Raw genomic sequence first — 19,780 nt, 5'->3', positions numbered from 1 at the left:
CACACTTAGGGTCACACTTACCACCAAGGTAAAGTGTGCTTGTTATTACGTAGGATAGTATGGATAAAGTAGATGTGCTTATTGTTGGCGCGGGTGTTATTGGTTTAGCCATCGCAGCAAAACTCAGTCAACAGTTAGATGATGTGTTAGTGATTGATAAAAATGCTAGTTTTGGTGAAGAAACCAGTAGTCGCAACAGTGAAGTAATTCATGCGGGTATTTACTATCCACAAAACAGCTTAAAAGCAACCTTCTGTGTGCAAGGCAAAACCTTGCTTTATCAATATTGCCAAGAGCGCCATATTCCCGTTAATAAAATCGGCAAGTTATTGGTTGCCCAAGGCCCAGTAGAAGAAGCTTACCTTAAAAAAACCATGCTCAGCGCTAGCAAAAATGGCGTTGATGATCTTATCTGGATTGCTCAAGCCCAATTAAAACAGCTTGAACCTGAACTAAGAGCAACGGCGGCTTTACATTCTCCGTCAACGGGCATCATTGACAGTCATGCTTATATGCAAAGTTTATTAGCACAAGCTGAACAAAATAACGCTATGTTTGTTGCCCAAACCAAAATGATTACTGCCCTAGCTACACCAGATGGTTTTGACGTTAGCTTAGATAGCCAAGGTGAGCGGCTATCCATTCACTGCAAATATTTAATTAATTGCGCGGGATTACACAGTGTATCGTTAGCACATGCCATCAAGGGCTTAGATAAAAAATTTATTCCCCAGCTACATTGGTGTCGTGGTCATTACTTCTCTTATCAAGGAAAAAGTCCTTTTAAACAGTTGATATATCCTATCCCGCGTGACAATGGCTTAGGTATTCATGCCTCACTAGATATGGGTGGACAGTTAAAGTTCGGCCCTGATACTCAATATATTGACCATTTGGATTATGACTTTCCAGAGAAACTCAAAGACAAGTTTATAACGCAGGTATCGCAATATTTTCCCACGTTAGCAATCGATAAGTTACAACCGGCTTACGCGGGTATTCGCCCTAAATTACAGGGGCCTAATGACGCTTTTAAGGATTTTGTTATTCAAACAAGTCAAGTACACCAACTTAAAGGCCTAATAAATTTATTTGGTATTGATTCACCAGGCTTAACCTCTAGCTTGGCCATCGCTGATTATGTTGCTGAGCGGCTAAAAGTTGTTTAATTGCTCATGCTGTATTACGTTTAAAGGAGTAATATTTTTACCTGCTAGTCTCTCAAGCGAATAAATTAACGTTAACACTCATTTATTTTGCTATAGATGTTTGCAACTACTTAGCTACTTTAAGGGATATTTTCTATGCAAAAAGTAAAGGAGACTCAGGGAAGTGGTGAACTTTATGGTGTTATGTCACTGCTATTGTTAACGTTAATCATCTCAGTCTTGTTATTTCTCAACATAGAAAAAGTTAAAAGCATTGATTTACACTCAGCTGACATTAAGGTTATTGATGATAGTAGCGTGCTAGGTGCCTCAATCGCCAAGGTAGTAAAGACCAATCAAGGACTTGAATTTTCATGTCAATTAAAAAAATCGCATCTAGATCAACCTTATTGTCAGTTAATTATTAATGTACAGGATTTAAGTAAACAAGCCCCCTTCACCGGCTTAGACTTATCTAGTTATGAGCAAATTGGTTTATGGATACAGCATAATCATCCAACACAACCCGGTACCCGTATAGAATTACGCAACTTTAATGCGGATTACTCGCTCAATGCTGAAGAAAAAAGCCTAAAATATAATAGTTTAGAGTATTTAGAAGCTTACGTTAGTAACCCCGTTTGGTTAACACTCAATGATTTTTATATCCCTCAATGGTGGCATAATAGCCATAATTTAGCGTTAACTCATGGCGGCACCGATTTTGCCAACATCTATAGTATAGTCATAGCACCCAGTACAACAGTAGCAGCAGGTAACTATAAAATAACCCTGGAACGTATTGAGTTTAAAGGTAAATATGTCAGTTCAACCACGCTGATTTCAATATTAATTGCCATATGGAGTTTAGCGCTAGGTTATTTAATCCATCGTGCTAGTCGCCCGAAAGAGCGTGCAGCGGAAGTTTCAGCTCAACCTGCACCAGCAATAGCCTTTGGTGCTCAGACTGATGCCTTAACGGGCGCACTTAATCGTATTGGTTTAAGAAAATGTTTTGATCAACTGGCGCCAACTGACTTACAAAATTTAAGTATTATCTTTTTCAATCTAGATGACTTTTCAGATTTATACCCGAAATACGGTCAGCAAATGGTAGATAAGCTTTTACAACAATTTGTCAAGCAAATTAATAGCTCCTGCCGCTCTAGCGACACGATAGCTCGCTGGAATAGCGAAGAATTTTTATTGGTCTGCCCCGATACCAGCCTGGCACAAGCCATGGCAGTAGCGGATAAAATTAGAGCCAGTATTTTAGCGACTGCTTGGCCAAACGACATTCAACTATCTTGCAGCTCAGGTGTTGCACAAATGCACGATGAAGATTTAAATGATCTTATTGCTCGAGCTAATAAAGCGCTTTATAAGGCAAAAAACACCGGCAGTAATCGCACGGCGGCCGCTTAATTTATACCTTAATCACTGCACTGATCTAATAAATACAGTATCGATTGATAAGATATGCCAGAATGCTCGGTTAGCCCTATTTCACACGTGCGAGAGTTACTCAAACCTCGTTGACAACCCGGTGGTATTTGAGCTTTTAAAGGCGCCAAGGCACTTTTATTGAGTTCCGGTAAATAAAAACCTTTATCTCCGGCAAAACCACAACAACTGATATTTTCTGGTTCAACAATATTGTCACTACATAGCTTAGCAAGTTGCTTTAAATAACGGCCCTGGTCCATTTTTTCACTGCTACAGCTATTGTGTAGCATAAAACATTCATCGCTTTTATTAATCTGTAATTTATCCACCACATACTTGGCGATAAACTCAGTCGCTTCAAATATTACCAACCTAGTGGCAGAATTATCACTGTCTGCCCCTTGATTCAAGGTCAGTGCACATGGACTAGCATCGGTGATGACCGGCCATTTACCTTGCTCTGAAGCCGTGACTACTTTTGCTAAAAATTGCTGCCTTTTATCTCGAGCAATCTGTGCTAAGCCTTTTGACTGCCATGGCATGCCACAACATAATTCACCACTGCCCTTTGGAATAATGACGGTAATATTGGCTTTTTTACATAGTGACAAGACGACTGCAACTAAACTGCGTTTATCTGGTGCTTGTTCATCACAACCAAATATACGATTGGCACATGAAGGGATATAGACAACTTTGTTTGCCGCCTTAGTTGTTGCTACCGGTGTTGCTACCGGTGTTGCTACCTGAGTTGCAATATTGCTGGCAACAGGTGCTGAGAGCAGATGGTTTTGACCATTAAACTCACCTTCAGCAATGACTTTAGCCCCTGCTGGCCAAGCTTGAAACCATAAAGGTATGGCATTATTACTCAAGGTACTAACAGCCTTAAAGGACTTTTTAGTGAACTTATTACCGGCGATATAATTTATCGTAGCCACTGTATTTAAACCCAACCTAGCAATACTCGACACCGCAGAAAAATTATCTGCGATCACTTTAGCCGAAAAGGTTTTTATCTTACTGCCAGTATTTTTCTTTTCTCTTAGCGACTTGATAAACATGCCGGTATCAATACCCACTGGGCATTGTTGACCACATAGCCCAGTGGCCGCACAACTATCGATTGCAAAAAACTGATAATCTTTTTCTAAAGCTCTTAACTGAGCGGTTAACGCTATTTTTTCCGAGTCATTAGCATGCGTAATTTGTTGGCTTAATAGGGCTTTTTGTCGCCATAACGCAATGCGTTGACGTGGGGTGAGGGTGAAATCTTTCGAAGGGCACACGGGTTCACAAAAGCCACATTCAATGCAGGTATCAATAATGTCATCTGTCGCTATCATGGTTTTTAAGTGGCGTAGATGGGCCTCGCTATCGTCATTGATGATAACGCCAGGGTTAAGTATGCCTTTAGGATCAAACAATATTTTTATTTGTTTCATCACTTGATATAAGTCCCCGCCCCACTCCATTTCCACAAATGGCGCCATATTTCGACCCGTACCATGCTCAGCTTTAAGCGAGCCTTGATAGTCAATGGCAACCATTTTAGTTACCTTGGCCATAAAGTCACGATAACGACTGATTTCCTTGTCACTGGCAAACGTTTGAGTAAAAACAAAATGTAAATTTCCGGCTAAAGCATGACCAAAAATAATCGCTTCATCATAACCAAATTGCTTAAATAATTGCTGTAAATCGTTAACACCTTCTGCCAGCCTTGCCAGTGGCAGAGCAATATCTTCAATGATTACTGTGGTTCCCTTTGGGCGGACTGAGCCAACGGCAGGAAACATGCCCTTGCGTATTTTCCATAACGCCTCGATTTCGTCTTTATCAATAGTAAAGGCTTTTTGTGCTTGAATAGACTTTTCCACAATTTTAATATGGACCAATAATTGCTGCTCATTGACTTGCAGTTGTTCGACGGTATCGGCACTTATTTCAATTAACAAGGCCACGCTTTCTGCGTTTAAAGGCTTATCAATATTTACAATCGAAGCAAGTTGACTGTGGACACTGTTTAACGCCCGAGCATCCATAATTTCTACTGCATCAACACGTTCTTGAGCTAAGGACAAAACAAGATTACAGGCAATATCCATATTATCAAAAATAAATAGCCCGGCAGATTTATGAGGCAAGACCTCGATCGTGTGGAAAGTAATGTTATTAATAAAAGCCAGTGTTCCTTCTGAGCCTATAATTAAGTGACTAATAATGTCGATAACATCGCTATAATCAACCAGCGCATTTAAGCCGTAGCCGGTAGTGTTTTTTAAGCGGTATTTATGCTTAATTTTAGTGACTAAAGCGTGATCCGCATTGACGTAGTCAACAATTTTCATCAAGCGAGTAGTAAAACTTTTGTTTTGCTGAAGAAATGTTTCCCTTGATTGACTATCAGCGGTATTTAACTGGCTGCCATCAGCAAATATCAAATCTATATCCGCCAGGGTATGATAACTATTGTCTTTTACCCCACAACACATGCCCGAAGAATTATTAGCGGCTATGCCACCTATTTTGCAACTATTGATCGAGGCGGGATCAGGACCTATTTTACGGGCATACACCTGTAGTGCTTTATTTGCGTGAGCGCCAATAACGCCTGGCTGTAGAGAAATTTTTTCTCCTTGGTCTAAAATTTTGATTCCCTGCCAAAGGCTTGATAAAATTATCAACACTGAATCACTAATGGCTTGACCGGACAAGCTAGTCCCAGCCGCACGAAAAGTGATGGCGACTTGATATTTATTAGCCAGTTTTATCACTTGGCGTACCTGAATATCGCTATCAAGTTGCAAGACAACTTTTGGTACTAAGCGGTAAAAACTCGCATCGGTGCCATAAGCAAAGCGTTGCAAATAGCGCTCAATTACATTGTCTTTTGGTAGGATTTTGGCAACAGCCTGACTAAATTCTATAAATGCGCTTGCCGCTACGGTTTGCTTCGCACTAGCCATCAAAATTTTCCTTATAAAGCGGTAGTTCCATAAAAAATTCTTCGCTAATTAATATCGGGATAGAGCAAATAAGGCCGACGCTTTACTCTAAAGCTATCGATATCAGCCTGCCAACTTTGTTTTATTTGTTGAGCACTTTGTCCCGAAATAATCGCTTTTCTTAATTTATCCGTGCCTGCTAATTTATCCATAAATTTTGGACTGTTAAAGAAAATGAGGCCTTTTTTTGCAAAGGCTTGATACCAAGCCAGTAAATAATGTAAATTTAAACCTTGGCTAGCAACATGGCGAAGATCTTCTCCCTGTAGCTTTACCTGCATTAATTTTGGCTTAGTTGCGGCCCCTAACGTTGACACTGGGGTAAAGGTGAAACTGCCTAGATTAACTTTATCATGACCGATCACCTGAAAGGGAAATGGCGTGCCCCGACCAATACTTACCGGTGTGGCTTCAAAGAAGGTTAATGAAGGATATAAAGCGATGGCCTGATCATTCGGTAAATTAGGGCTTGGTTTTACCGGTAAGCTATAGGCGAAATCTCTCTGATAATTTTTCACTTTAACTACCGTAAGCGCCAAGTGCTTTTTACTGGTTAACCAAGCTTCTCCTTTAATCATTTGTGCAAGCTCTGCTACCGTCAGCCCGTGTAGAATAGGTATCGGGTGCATGCCAACAAATGAGCGGAATTCTTTTTCAAGTACGGGACCATCAATAAAACTACCATTAGGATTAGGTCGGTCTAAGACGATAAATTCAATACCCGCATCCGCTGCCGCTTCCATCATGTAATGCATAGTACTGATATAAGTATAAAAACGCACACCAACATCTTGAATATCAAACACAATGACATCAAATTGTTTCATGATACTTAATGAGGGTTTACGGGTTTTACCATACAGAGAAACCAGAGGGATACCTGTTTGACTATCAAGGCTTGAAGCAAACTTTTCACCGGCATCTCGATTACCGCGGAAACCATGTTCGGGGGCAAAGATAAATTTAATATCTATATGCTTTTTTAACAAAAAGTCCACTAAATGCTCATCAAAAACCTTAGAGGTCTGATTGACCACTAAAGCAACTCTTTTGCCTTTTAGTTTTGGTAAGTACCGCGATACTTGCTCGGCGCCAACGATTATAGGTTTTTCTGTCATCGCACTCGCCGGTAAATTAACTAAGAATAGCGAGCAGTAAAACAATAACGTCAGCCTTTTTATAAACATCATAAACACAGCATTAACAGCCTTGTTGCTCAATAGCTTTACGCAAAAAGCCTTTATTTGCCAATAGTGCTGCTTTAGCTTGGCTAAGGTCTAAACCAGTTAAGACCATTAAACTGGCAAGTTTTGTCTGATTATTTGCTTGGCCAAGGGCGTGCTCTGCGGTAGAAAAATCACACTCAGTTGCCTGCATGACAATGCGGATGGCTCGAGCATATAACTTTTCGTTACTGGCATTGACATCTATCATTAGGTTTTTATAGCTTTTGCCACTACGGATCATACTGGCAGTACTGAGCATATTTAAAATGAGTTTTTGTGCAGTTCCTGACTTCATTCGAGTAGAGCCTGTTAGCACCTCGGCACCAACTACCGCACAAATATCAACATCACTATTTTGTCCATAACTACTGTTAACACTACAGCTAATACCGATAACTGCAGCGCCCTGCTCCTTAGCAAATGCCATTGCTGATAACACGTAAGGCGTTCGACCACTGGCAGCGATGCCCACTAAGACATCTTTGCTAGATAAATGCACCGCTTTCAAATCATCTATTGCCAGTTGTCTATTATCTTCAGCACCTTCAACAGCTTTATACATAGCGCCAGCACCACCAGCAAGAATGCCAATAACTTGCTCACTCGACACACTAAAAGTAGGTGGGCATTCAACCGAATCAAGTACTCCTAATCGACCGCTGGTACCGGCGCCAATATATATAAGTCGACCACCACAGGCAAAAGCCTCAACGATAAGATCAACCCCTTGCGCAATTTCGGGTAACAATTGACCGACAATAACCGCTACTTTTTGATCTTCTGTGTTTATTTTTTTGACAACACCAAGTGAATCAAGTAAATCAATATCTAAGGTATTGGGGTTTTGCCCTTCAGTGCTAATGTTTTTAAGCTCATCAACTAAATCTGCTTGCCTGTTCATGGAATCATCTCGTTGTGGTTATCTGGCCTAATGGTTACTTCATTTCATTGACTAAATTCAGCTGAAATTTGTCAACTAATGATAAAAACACGATTAAGATAAGGTGCACTATAGTTATCATGGTACACTGATAACTAATAATAAATAGAGAAATTAACGACCTTTTTCATAGTCGAATTGATTTTTTTCGCCACTTTTCATCCGTTAGTTATCACCCTATTATATGAGCTATATCTCCAGACTTACGCAAGCCGTTATCGACCTAGATGCCTTAGTTAAAAACTACCAATATATTGATAGCCTCGCCCCTAACAGCAATACCATTGCGGTGATTAAAGCCGATGCTTATGGTCATGACGCGAATAAAGTTGCCCATGCGCTAAGCGCAACCGTTAATACTTTTGCTGTCGGTTTTATTGATGAGGCAATGGCGCTGCGCAGTGCGGGTATTAATAATACTGTGCTTATTCTTGAAGGACCTTTTAAAGAAAATGACTTTCAGTTGGCACAACTGCATAATTTTTCATTAATGCTGCACAGTGATTATCAAATAGCGTGGCTGAGATCTCTTAACGTTGAATTTTCTGGTGATATTTGGTTAAAAGTAGAGACTGGCATGAACCGCTTAGGTTTTCATCTTGAGCAAGTCGACCACATCATGACACAGTTAAGCCAGCAACAAAGAAGTAAGCTGGTATTGTGCTCGCACTTTTCTTCGGCTGAACAGCTTGATAGTGTAAAACCGGTAGAGCAATTGGCTAAGTTAATGAGCTTAGTCGAAAAATATCATTGTCAATTTAGTATGGCGAATTCCGCGGGTATTTTAAATTGGCCCGCAAGTCATGGCGATCACACTCGATTAGGCTTAGCGCTTTATGGTATTTCTCCTATTGGCAAGAGTCCACTAAGCCAACCACTCATCCCAGTGATGACCTTACAAGCCAATATTATTGCAATACATACCTTAAAAATTGGCGAAACCGTTGGTTATGGCGACATTTGGCAAGCGAAAAGAAAATCTACCATAGCAACCGTTGCTATTGGCTATGCCGATGGTTATCCGCGCAATGCAAAACTTGGCACTCCGGTCTTCATTAAGGGTAAAGTTGCCCCACTTGTGGGTCGAGTTTCAATGGATATGATCACCGTAGATATCACCGATTTAACCAACATAAATATTGGCGATACTGTTGAGTTATGGGGTAAAAATATCAGTATTGATATCGTTGCTCAACACAGTGATAGCATTAATTATGAATTATTAACCCGAGTGTCAAAGCGTGTCCCCAAAGTGGTTACCGGTTAAGGTTAATCACCTTAACAGCAAAACGAGCCATAGCACTTATTCAATACCGATATATTTGTGTACTTGTATCGATAAACGCCAGTTATTAGCAATACATGTTGCTATCGCTAACTCTGTTGCTCGCTTCTTTTGGCTAATCGGCTGTAAGTAAATAGCGGTATTTTCTACCTTATGCAAGGCCAATAAAGCTTTCAAGTCATCGACATGTTGCTCTGTCGCAATAGGATGCTTTATTTCATTGGCACGTGACATAGCGCTTGCTAAAATTTTATAGCCACCGCGCATATTAATTTTAGGCGAAACGGTTACCCAACATTTTTCTGTGGTAATAATCTCAAACGTGCCAGAAGTTTCAATTTGTGTACTATAACCTTGTTGTTCAAACAACTGACATAATGGCGTTAAATCAACCATACAAGGTTCACCGCCAGTGATAACTATGTGTTTCGCTTGAAAGTTCTTATCTTGCACTAAGGCGAAAATTTCAGCAACAGTAAAACTAGACCATTGAGAGGTCTCCGCTTTTTTAGCTAACATAATGTCAGGACTAACTTGATCATCAAGCTCAATTTGCCAAGTATGTTTAGTATCACACCACGAACATCCTACAGGACAGCCTTGTAATCGAATGAAAATTGACGGTTGTCCGGTAAAAGAACCTTCACCTTGAATGGTTTCAAAAAGCTCATTAATTTTATAGTTCATGGGTATTATGGTTTTCTCTGCTACATGGTGGTGTGTTTTATTAGGCATAGTGCTCACTTTCTGCTTTAGCCCATTGTCTATTTCAAGTAAAATAACAGGCGTTTTATATTATACCTTAGATCAATTAAGAGAGCTTCAAATGACTGAAAAAGTTGTTGTTATTTATTCTGGTGGCATGGATTCCTTTACTGTATTAAACCGTGCTCGAAAAGACGGTAAACAAGTTTTTGCTTTGTCATTTAATTATGGACAACGTCATGTAAAAGAATTGCAGTGCGCTAGTACTGTCTGTAATGGGCTCGGTATCAACCATAAGGTAATTGATATTTCGGCAATAAATCAATTATTTGCTGGTTCTTCTCTCACCGATGATATCGATATTCCCGAAGGCCACTATGAGGCTGATAGTATGAAGTCAACCCTAGTACCCAACCGTAATATGATTTTACTTTCTTTAGCCGTAGCTTATGCGGTGTCGGTTGGTGCTGAGCAAGTTTATTATGGTGCCCATTCAGGTGATCATGCCATCTACCCAGATTGTCGCCCTGAGTTTGTCGAAAAGATGAATGATGTTTGTAAAATAGCGAATTATGAAAGTGTAGAAATTTTCAGCCCCTATTTAACCGTGAATAAAACCGCAATCCTCGCTGATGGTATTGCTATGGGTCTTGATTACAGTAATACTTGGACCTGTTATAACGGTCGAGATAAAGCCTGTGGCAAGTGTGGCGCATGCCAAGAGCGCTTAGAAGCTTTTTCTGAAAATAATATCACCGACCCAATTCCCTACGAATAAAACGCCTTAATAACATTATCCCGGCATTAATTTCATCAACAACATTGACGTAATTAATGCTCTGTTGGCTAAGGGTATTTTGCGGATAAAATTATAAACAATTCTTACTCACTATCTCGTGTCAGAGTTAAATTATGCTGGCGACTACAAAATGATCTTATTCTAGAACCTTACTTAGTATAAAATAATGACCATTAAATCAGTGATATGTATCGGATTAAATTTATATATATCAGGAATTTACCATTTTTACGGTGATTATTATGATCGACTATGTTTCAGTGTTTATCTTTTTCTTTGCGGTTATTGACCCTGTCGGCACTATTCCGGTATTCATTGCGGTTACCAGTCGCTTTGATGAAAAAGTTAAACGTAAAATAGCACTAAAGGCAGTGCTTGTCGCAACTGGAGTTTTATTGTTTTTTATTATTGCTGGTGAAGTAATTTTAACTGCGATTGAAATACCTTTGCCTGCCTTTGAAATAGCCGGAGGAATTATTTTATTCATGTTTGCCATAACCATGATATTTGGTGATAGTAAACCTGATGAGGAAATTGGCATGGTAAGAAATGATAGTGAGACCGCTATATTTCCTCTAGCGATACCTTCGCTTGCTAGCCCTGGAGCAATGCTTGCTGCTGTACTATTAACCAAAAATTCAACGTTTAGCATTCTTGAACAAGTCCAGACTGCTGGTGTAATGATTTCTGTTTTAGCGATTGCTTTTATATTTATGTTAGCAGCAAGTTGGATACACCGATTTATAGGCAATAGCGGCTCAAGTATTATTAGTCGGGTTATGGGAATGATTTTAGCTGCTGTGGCAACAAACAGCGTATTGTCTGGTGTAAAGATATACTTTGAGCTTTAGGCATCGATATACTTGTTGAAAGTAAAAGTAGCGCCTTAAAGTAACTCGACTCATATCGATTAAATCATCTGTTCAAGGTAGCTTATTTCCCCTAAGCAGCCTTAACTTTTTGCTCAGAATAATCCACGGTAAGGATAGCTTGGCGCGGGAATTCCCCACTAAAGTTACGCTAATAAACCGGAAAATCACCGAAGCACGTGCCCTCATGATAAAATTGTAAAGAAAACACTCAAAGCTAAATGAGTTTCAAATAATTAACATAATGCTTTTGAATAACTTAACTGAATATAGATTATTATCTTCCATTGATTTTTTTTTAAGATAAAAAACGTATAACCACTAGCACATTTTAGCCCTAGACTTATAAGGTGTTCAATGAAAAGTTGAGGTTGTCTTATGAGTGCTACGTGGAAGCATCAAGCACGACGTTTGAAGCAGATGATTGATGCAAATAATGAAACTCAAGCTCACCTTTATATGGAGCGGCTATTATTATTTCCCCTCGATATTCAAGATAAAATAATAGAAGATATTAGTCACCTCCCTCACTGCAATAGTGATGCGGTTGCTAATATTCTTGGCCAATATTCAATACAGGAGTTAAAGTAGCTGCAAAGCTACTTTAACTAGATTATGGCAGATATTTATGGTCATAAATTAGCTTGATAATTGCTGTATTCGCAGTTTGGCAATTTTGTCACGTACCGCGGCAGCTTGTTCAAACTCTAAATTTTGCGCGTGATTCAGCATTACTTTTTCAAGCCCGACTATTTTAGTATCTATTTGCGCAGTGGTTAACAGGGGCTCTTCTGCTTGCTGGCTAATATGATAATGTGCATTAGCTGCTGCTACCTTATCAAGTGCTTTGGCATCACTATAACTGCCAACATCCATTACATCGGTGATTTTACTAATAATACCTTTGGGAGTAATATTATTATCTAAATTATATTGGTGCTGTTTCTCTCTACGTCGATCGGTTTCATCTATAGCCCGTTGCATTGAACCCGTTACTCTTCCTGCATATAAAATTGCTCGGCCATTGATATTACGTGCAGCTCGGCCAATCGTTTGAATCAAAGAGCGTTCAGAGCGTAAGAAACCTTCTTTATCTGCATCTAGAATGGCAACTAAAGAGACTTCCGGCATATCTAAGCCTTCTCGAAGTAAATTGATACCAACTAAGACATCAAACTTACCCAACCTAAAGTCCCGTATAATCTCGACCCGTTCAACCGTATCAATATCTGAATGTAAGTAGCGGGCTTTGATACCGTGCTCATCCAGGTAATCGGTTAAATCTTCGGCCATGCGTTTTGTTAATGTGGTTGCCAATACCCTTTCATTAAGAGGTAAACGTTTGTGTATTTCTGATAACAAGTCATCTACTTGTGTTTCAACTGGTCTAACTTCAATTTGCGGATCAAGTAAACCGGTCGGCCTCACCACTTGCTCCGCAATATCACCGGCGCATTTGTCTAATTCATATTGACTTGGCGTAGCCGAGACGTAAATGGTTTGTGGCGAAAGCGCTTCAAATTCCTCAAACTTCATTGGCCTGTTATCTAGAGCCGATGGTAGGCGAAAACCATATTCCACTAAGTTTTCTTTACGCGACCTATCGCCTTTATACATGGCACCAATTTGAGGCACGGTAACATGAGATTCATCAATGATAAGTAAACCATCATCAGGTAAATAATCGAATAACGTTGGTGGCGCATCGCCTTGTTCTCTACCCGATAAATAGCGAGAATAATTCTCTATACCAGAGCAATAACCAAGCTCTGTCATCATCTCAATATCAAACAGGGTTCGTTGGGTAAGACGCTGCTCTTCAACTAACCTATTAGCATCTCTGAGTTGCTGTGTTCGGTGTTTAAGCTCAACTTTAATTTTCTCAACTGCCGCAACAACTTTTTCTCTTGGTGTCGCATAGTGTGTTTTAGGGTAGACAGTAACACGAGCCAGTATTTTTTCCACTTGTCCCGTTAGTGGATCGAATTGACTAATGCGCTCTACTTCTTCATCAAAGAGCTCAATACGTAAGGCTAGCCGGTCTGACTCGGCTGGAAATATATCAATGACATCTCCACGTACTCTGTAGGTTGCTCGCGCAAAAGCGATATCATTACGAGTATATTGCAACTCAGCAAGTCGGCGTAAAATGTCACGCTGATTAATAATGTCACCTTGGCTAATATGTAACATCATTTTTAAATAGGAGTCAGGATCACCCAAGCCATAAATAGCAGAGACTGACGCAATAATAATAACGTCTCGACGTTCTAACAACGCTTTAGTAGCCGATAAACGCATTTGCTCGATATGTTCATTTACCGAGGCATCTTTTTCGATAAAGGTATCAGTAGCTGGCACATAAGCTTCAGGCTGATAATAATCATAATAAGAAACAAAATACTCAACCGCATTGTTAGGAAAAAACTCTTTCATCTCACCATAAAGCTGAGCTGCCAAGGTTTTATTCGGCGCTAAGATCATGGTGGGTCGATTAAGTTTTTCAATCACGTTAGCAATGGTAAAGGTTTTCCCTGAGCCAGTTACGCCTAAAAGAGTTTGATAGGCTAGACCCGATTCAATACCGTCTAAAAGTTGTTTTATTGCCTTGGGTTGATCTCCGCTTGGGCTGTAATTCGAGCAAAGGGTTAGATTTTTCATAGCACTTGCTCCGTTGTCCCAGGCTCAAGAGGGATGAATTGCTTGGTAAACAGTCGATATGAAATCATAGCCATAAATACATTGCCGAGTAATGCTCCGGCGAAAAGGCCCGCTAAACCGTAAAATAAACTACCTAAATAGGCTAAGGGTAAATAACAAACAAAGAGTCTTACAAAACTTAAAGCTAAAGCTATCATGGGTTTATGCAAAGCATTAAAGGAAGAATTTGTTAAGATGATAATGCCTTGCAAGCCATAGCCCAAGGGTAGTATCCAAATATAGAGTTTAATTAAGTCTGCAACTTCTGCCTCTTTGGTAAACACACTCGCGATCCAATGTGCGCAAACAGCCAATAAAAAATAAATTAAAATTTGCCAAACTAGGATAAATTTTATCGCGACTTTATAAGCTTGTTCGACACGATGCAATTGACCAGCGCCGAAGTTTTGGCTAATAAAGGGCGGTAAAGTCATCGAAAGAGCCAGGACTATTAAACAAGCGATTGATTCAAGTCTTGAACCAACACCAAAAGCAGCGACAGCTGATTCACCATAGGTGGCTACTATGGTGGTCATTATAGCGGCAGCAAGGGGCGTTAACATATTTGCCCCTGCTGCAGGTAAACCAATTTTCAAGATATCTCGACAAGCACTGAGCAACTCTTTTAAAGGCAGCATACTAGTATGAATAAGATCATATTTTTTAGTTAAAATGTACAGTACAAAGCATAAACCAAAAAGCCAAGAGATCAGGGTCGCAATTGCCGCCCCTTGTATTCCCATCGCCGGTACTGGACCGAAACCAAAAATAAAAATGGGGTCAAGTACTGCGTTAATCAGGCCCGCACTGCCCATAATGATACTGGGTGTTTTAGTATCTCCTGAGGCACGTAAAACAGCATTACCTATCATAGGGCCAATTAAGCAAACACTACCTATATACCAAATATCCATATACTGATGGATTAAAGGTAATAAAGACGGCTGAGCACCCAGTAGAGTAAATAAAGGATCGGTAATGAAATAGCCGAGTAAAGATAAACATGCCACGATAATAGCGGTTAAATACATAGCTGCTGTGGCGACATTTTTTGCCGACTTGGTATCTTTTTTACCTATACATTTGGCGATAACGGCAGATGTCCCTATTCCCAAACCAATAGTAAAACTTAGTACGGTGAAAGTAACAGGAAAAGTAAAACTTATTGCTGCTAGGGATTGAGTGCCGAGAAGACTGACAAAAAACGTATCGACTAAGTTGAATGTCATCAACATCACCATGCCATAAATCATTGGAATGGTCATACGCTTTAGCGTGTTAGCAACGGGGTCTTCAAGTAGGTTAACTTGCTTGCTATTTCGTTGGGATAAATCTGTTTTGGTCATTTGGTTACTATCGTGATTCTAATGGTAAGACAAGGTAAATTATATGCAGTGATGTATTGTAAAAGATTAACTTACTTTTACCTAGTGTAGATTTATTCGTTTAACTTTGATTGATGAGCAAGTAGCCGCCAATAAGAATTATTTTTAATAACCCTACTGGGTCTTAAAGCTGAAATTCGATAACTTAAAAGACAATAAGCGTCTCGTTAAAGTAAATGAGTAAATAAAACCACAGCCAGTAAAAATCATTAGCGGACTAGTTGTTCAAAATTTACTCTAAATTAACAAAAAAACACCAATACCAGCTAAGTCATTGAAAATAAAAAGGTAATTATATAACGTCAAATACGTTGACATCGAGCCAAGTCAAACAAAACGTTATGGTTATGCTACTTTACACTTTAACTCACATAGTTATCCACAGGAATCGTGGATAACTAAATCCTATAAGTAATTGAAATTATTTAACCACTTTGGCTTATGGAAAGCATTTGAATAATCGACGTGTTTAAAAAACACCCTGAAACTGTTGTAAAAGCCACACTTCTGAGTACATTTTCAACAAACAAATATATTTTTAGATTTTTATTGTTTTTGTGTTGACACTTAGGCCACAGGTCTTTAATATTCCGCCCCGTTAGCCACTGAGGTTAACGCGAGATTCCCCAATAGCTCAGTTGGTAGAGCGATGGACTGTTAATCCATGTGTCACTGGTTCGAGCCCAGTTTGGGGAGCCACATTTACCATTAGCGATAATAACCAAGTATCGTTAATTGGTTTTCTAAGTCTAACTTAGAAATAAGTTTCAACTTCATTGATAAACAGAAGTTAAAAAGTTTATTCCCCAATAGCTCAGTTGGTAGAGCGATGGACTGTTAATCCATGTGTCACTGGTTCGAGCCCAGTTTGGGGAGCCACATTTACCATTAGCGATAATAACCAAGTATCGTTAATTGGTTTTCTAAGTCTAACTTAGAAATAAGTTTCAACTTCATTGATAAACAGAAGTTAAAAAGTTTATTCCCCAATAGCTCAGTTGGTAGAGCGATGGACTGTTAATCCATGTGTCACTGGTTCGAGCCCAGTTTGGGGAGCCACATAAGAACAAAAGAAACCTACTTTACGTAGGTTTTTTTTCGCCTGTAGAAAGCCTATTGAACCGATGGTATAAACTGGTAAGAATATATTCCCCCTATCGCTTACTTGCTAGCACGATGGCATTCACTGCCTCTAGCCAAGGTCAGCCAAAAATATGGCTGCCACATTAGCACATGGAAAAACCTGTTTTTGCAGGTTTTTTTCATCTAGAGAAAACTATTGCACTGATATAACAGACGTATGAGCTAATAGCACCGATGGTAAAGTAATGGACTACTATCAACGACAATAAAGGGCATGTGTTACGGTCAAGCCACTTAAATCGGGCGTTGGCCGCTAGATTTAACTAACAAGCTACCGTTAGCGGTTTTTATTACCAGGTATATGTCTCAATCGACAAATACCTGGTATTTTGCCATTTTTCCTACGTATAAAATAGCTCACTTAATTAATGGCTCTGTGGTAGTTTGGTGTTGTTGAGTAAACGAGCGAGACGCATACACGCTCATTGACATCAGGACAATATGCTCAGGATAATTGCTCCTGCATTATCTTATAAGGTACGTCCTGTACCGTCTGCATTGTCTAATAAGTGACATCCATGTAACGTCTGCCACCGCGATATACCGTTCGTTAGCCTCCATGGGGCTCTACACAAGCATCAGGACAGTGTGCTCAGGATAATAGCTCCTGCATTATCTCATAAGTCACATCCATGTGACGTCTGCACTGTCTAGTAAGGGTATATCCATATACCGTCATGCTGGTGAAGCTCGCTCTTATCACATCAGCAACACCTTCCTTTAAATCAGTGTGTTACATTATAGACAACAGTGTTCTACAACAGAGCCTAATTAATGTACTTGGTATTAGCTACAGACGTACAAGAGACTCGCATAAAAAAGCCCTACTAAGTTTCCTTGTAGGGCTCTAGATTAATTACTGTGAATTATTCTTTTACGGTAATCAATTCCTTTTTACTTTCGTAGTTAAACACCAGCTTATCTTTCTTAACATCAACTTTAGCTACGCCACCCTGTGTTAACTCACCAAAGAGTAACTCATTAGCCAATGTCTTTTTCAAATGCTCTTGAATCAGGCGAGCCATAGGTCTAGCACCCATAGTCTTGTCGTAGCCATTATCAGCTAACCACTGCCTCGCTTCTTTACTCAATTCAAGTGAAACACCTTTGTCATCCAGTTGTACTTGTAATTCAACAATGAATTTATCAACCACTTGCTGAATTACAATGTGATCTAAATGATTAAACCAAACAATATTATCTAAGCGATTTCTAAACTCAGGTGAAAATATCTTATTAATTTCACTTAAGCCATCAAGACTGTGGTCTTGTTGTTTAAAGCCAATGGATTGACGCACTGTCTCTTGTACGCCGGCATTGGTTGTTAACACTAAAATAATATTTCTAAAATCAGCTTTTCGACCATTATTATCCGTTAAAGTACCATGGTCCATGACTTGTAGTAAAATGTTGTATACATCTTCATGTGCTTTTTCAATCTCATCTAACAAGACCACGGCATATGGATGTTTTAACACCGCATCGGTAAGTAGACCACCTTGTTCATAACCAACGTACCCAGGAGGTGCTCCAATAAGACGGCTAACGGCATGTTTCTCCATATATTCCGACATATCAAAACGCAGCAATTCAACGCCTAAAATTTTAGCTAATTGTTGAGTTACTTCCGTCTTCCCCACTCCAGTAGGACCGGCAAAGAGGAAAGAGCCAACGGGCTTTTCTTCACTGCCTAGGCCAGCTCGAGATAAACGAATAACGGATGAAAGCTCACTAATAGCTTGGTCTTGACCAAAAACAACCAGCTTTAAGTCACGATCAAGATTTTTAAGACTATCCTTTTCAGCGAGTGATACTGATTTTTCAGGAATTCTAGCCATTTTAGCGACAATGCTTTCAATATCAGTATTATCAATGACTTTTTTCCGCTTATTAGCCGGAACAAGTTGCTGCTTGGCTCCCGCTTCATCAATGACATCAATGGCCTTGTCTGGCAAAAATCTTTCGTTAATATATTTAGCAGATAGTTCCGCAGCAGCCTGTAGCGCTTTATTGGTATAACGAATACCATGATGGTTTTCATACTTCTCTTTTAGGCCGTGCAGTATTTTAGTGGTATCGGCAACGCTAGGCTCGCTAATATCAATTTTTTGGAAGCGACGAGCTAATGCGCGATCTTTTTCAAAAATACTTTGATATTCTTGATAAGTAGTAGAGCCTAAACAGCGAACCTTACCAGCAGAAAGTAGCGGTTTGAGCAGGTTAGAGGCATCCATCATGCCACCAGAGGCTGCTCCCGCACCTATAATAGTATGGATTTCATCAATAAACAGTACCGCATTTTTTTCTGCTTCAAGTTCTTTCAATAAAGATTTAAAGCGTTTCTCGAAGTCGCCACGGTATTTAGTACCCGCTAATAAAGCGCCCATATCAAGAGAGTAAATGGTCGCATCGGCTAAAAACTCAGGCACCTGTTTATTGACAATCATATTGGCTAAACCTTCAGCAATGGCGGTTTTACCAACACCTGCTTCACCAACTAAAAGAGGGTTGTTTTTTCGCCTTCGACTCAATACTTGTAAGGTACGTTCAAGCTCCTCATCACGACCGATTAAAGGGTCTATATTGCCTTTGCGAGCTTCTTCGTTAAGGTTAACTGAAAAGTTTTCAATAGTACGGGGTTCATCTTCACTTTGTGGTTCACCATCGAATGTTTGGGTGGAACTTTCATCAATTTTCGCGATGCCGTGAGAGATATAATTAACAATATCAAGGCGACTAATATCTGATTTTTTCAAAATATAAGCGGCTTGCGATTCTTGTTCGCTGAAAATAGCGACTAATACATTCGAGCCACTGACTTCATTTTTACCCGAGGATTGCACATGAAAAACAGCTCGTTGTAGCACACGTTGAAATCCTAACGTTGGCTGGGTTTCACGTTCTTCTTCCCCTACAGGGATCATTGGCGTTGTTTCACCAATAAAGTCTAATAAGCTTTTACGAAGTTTAGCCAAATCAGCACCGCAAGCTCCAAGTGCTTCAATCGCTGAGGGGTTATCTAATAAGGCCAGCAGTAAATGTTCTACTGTCATAAATTCGTGGCGAGATTCTTTAGCTTGGCGAAAAGCTAAATTAAGTGATATTTCTAAGTCTTTGTTTAGCATA

13 protein-coding genes and 3 tRNA genes are annotated in these 19,780 nt (G+C 39.7%); 9 read left to right on the top strand and 7 right to left on the bottom strand.

The features are described 5' to 3' along the window. The first annotated feature begins 59 nt into the window (after nucleotides 1-59). Nucleotides 60-1,169, top strand: coding sequence for an NAD(P)/FAD-dependent oxidoreductase (locus tag CMT41_RS07915; protein WP_058026945.1), 1,110 nt, complete (start codon nucleotides 60-62; stop codon nucleotides 1,167-1,169). Nucleotides 1,170-1,304: 135 nt separating this feature from the next. After that, nucleotides 1,305-2,573 carry a GGDEF domain-containing protein gene (locus tag CMT41_RS07910; protein WP_058026943.1) on the top strand — a complete coding sequence of 423 codons (1,269 nt, stop codon included), beginning with the start codon at nucleotides 1,305-1,307 and terminating at the stop codon, nucleotides 2,571-2,573. An 8-nt stretch (nucleotides 2,574-2,581) separates the two neighbouring features. On the opposite strand, the gene CMT41_RS07905 is transcribed toward CMT41_RS07910, so the two are convergent. From CMT41_RS07905 to murQ, 3 genes are all read right to left on the bottom strand, one after another. Then, nucleotides 2,582-5,563, bottom strand: a complete 2,982-nt coding sequence (locus tag CMT41_RS07905) for an FAD-binding and (Fe-S)-binding domain-containing protein (protein WP_058026942.1) — start codon at nucleotides 5,561-5,563, stop codon at nucleotides 2,582-2,584. 44 nt (nucleotides 5,564-5,607) lie between these two features. Further along, the gene (locus CMT41_RS07900) at nucleotides 5,608-6,720 is read right to left on the bottom strand and encodes an exo-beta-N-acetylmuramidase NamZ family protein (RefSeq protein WP_232300036.1); all 1,113 of its coding nucleotides are present in this window, start codon (nucleotides 6,718-6,720) and stop codon (nucleotides 5,608-5,610) included. A gap of 82 nt (nucleotides 6,721-6,802) precedes the next feature. Further along, nucleotides 6,803-7,729, bottom strand: coding sequence for an N-acetylmuramic acid 6-phosphate etherase (gene murQ, locus CMT41_RS07895; RefSeq protein WP_057180782.1), 927 nt, complete (start codon nucleotides 7,727-7,729; stop codon nucleotides 6,803-6,805). A gap of 223 nt (nucleotides 7,730-7,952) precedes the next feature. Here murQ and alr point away from each other — a divergent pair, with 223 nt between their 5' ends. Further along, a complete protein-coding gene (gene alr / locus CMT41_RS07890; RefSeq protein WP_057180781.1) occupies nucleotides 7,953-9,035 on the top strand; it encodes an alanine racemase in 1,083 nt (360 codons plus the stop codon). Between the two features lie 36 nt (nucleotides 9,036-9,071). Here alr and queE read toward each other — a convergent pair whose 3' ends face one another. Next, nucleotides 9,072-9,740 (bottom strand): 7-carboxy-7-deazaguanine synthase QueE, encoded by a 669-nt coding sequence (gene queE, locus CMT41_RS07885; RefSeq protein WP_057180780.1) that lies wholly within the window; start codon nucleotides 9,738-9,740, stop codon nucleotides 9,072-9,074. A gap of 139 nt (nucleotides 9,741-9,879) precedes the next feature. On the opposite strand from queE, the gene queC reads away from it, so the two are divergent. The 3 genes from queC (at nucleotide 9,880) to CMT41_RS07870 (ending at nucleotide 12,017) form a co-directional block, all read left to right on the top strand. Further along, nucleotides 9,880-10,536: a 7-cyano-7-deazaguanine synthase QueC gene (gene queC / locus CMT41_RS07880; RefSeq protein WP_058028175.1), complete on the top strand. Its 657-nt coding sequence runs from the start codon at nucleotides 9,880-9,882 to the stop codon at nucleotides 10,534-10,536. 263 nt (nucleotides 10,537-10,799) lie between these two features. Further along, nucleotides 10,800-11,408 carry a MarC family protein gene (locus CMT41_RS07875; RefSeq protein ID WP_058026938.1) on the top strand — a complete coding sequence of 203 codons (609 nt, stop codon included), beginning with the start codon at nucleotides 10,800-10,802 and terminating at the stop codon, nucleotides 11,406-11,408. A gap of 396 nt (nucleotides 11,409-11,804) precedes the next feature. Further along, nucleotides 11,805-12,017: a hypothetical protein gene (locus CMT41_RS07870; protein ID WP_057180778.1), complete on the top strand. Its 213-nt coding sequence runs from the start codon at nucleotides 11,805-11,807 to the stop codon at nucleotides 12,015-12,017. Nucleotides 12,018-12,065: 48 nt separating this feature from the next. On the opposite strand, the gene uvrB is transcribed toward CMT41_RS07870, so the two are convergent. Together uvrB and CMT41_RS07860 are read right to left on the bottom strand one after the other, a co-directional pair. Then, a complete protein-coding gene (gene uvrB / locus CMT41_RS07865) occupies nucleotides 12,066-14,087 on the bottom strand; it encodes an excinuclease ABC subunit UvrB (protein ID WP_058026935.1) in 2,022 nt (673 codons plus the stop codon). Then, complete coding sequence (locus tag CMT41_RS07860) at nucleotides 14,084-15,472, bottom strand: MATE family efflux transporter (protein ID WP_058026933.1); 1,389 nt, start codon at nucleotides 15,470-15,472, stop codon at nucleotides 14,084-14,086. Before CMT41_RS07860 ends, uvrB begins: the two co-directional genes overlap by 4 nt. A 662-nt stretch (nucleotides 15,473-16,134) precedes the next feature. Here CMT41_RS07860 and CMT41_RS07855 point away from each other — a divergent pair. The 3 genes from CMT41_RS07855 to CMT41_RS07845 all read left to right on the top strand — a co-directional run bounded on the left by CMT41_RS07855 (nucleotide 16,135) and on the right by CMT41_RS07845 (nucleotide 16,570). Further along, nucleotides 16,135-16,210 (top strand) — tRNA-Asn (locus CMT41_RS07855). 104 nt (nucleotides 16,211-16,314) lie between these two features. Continuing rightward, a tRNA-Asn gene (locus CMT41_RS07850) sits at nucleotides 16,315-16,390 on the top strand. Nucleotides 16,391-16,494: 104 nt separating this feature from the next. Beyond that, a tRNA-Asn gene (locus tag CMT41_RS07845) sits at nucleotides 16,495-16,570 on the top strand. Between the two features lie 950 nt (nucleotides 16,571-17,520). Here CMT41_RS07845 and clpA read toward each other — a convergent pair. Next, the gene (gene clpA / locus CMT41_RS07840) at nucleotides 17,521-19,779 is read right to left on the bottom strand and encodes an ATP-dependent Clp protease ATP-binding subunit ClpA (RefSeq protein ID WP_058026932.1); all 2,259 of its coding nucleotides are present in this window, start codon (nucleotides 19,777-19,779) and stop codon (nucleotides 17,521-17,523) included. Nucleotide 19,780 lies beyond the last annotated feature (1 nt).

The sequence above is a fragment of the Colwellia sp. MT41 genome (assembly GCF_001444365.1).
In the GTDB taxonomy this organism is placed as follows: Bacteria; Pseudomonadota; Gammaproteobacteria; order Enterobacterales; family Alteromonadaceae; genus Colwellia; species Colwellia marinimaniae.
The sequence above is the reverse complement of the archived record's forward strand: the minus strand, read 5'-3'. Positions and strand labels throughout refer to the sequence as shown.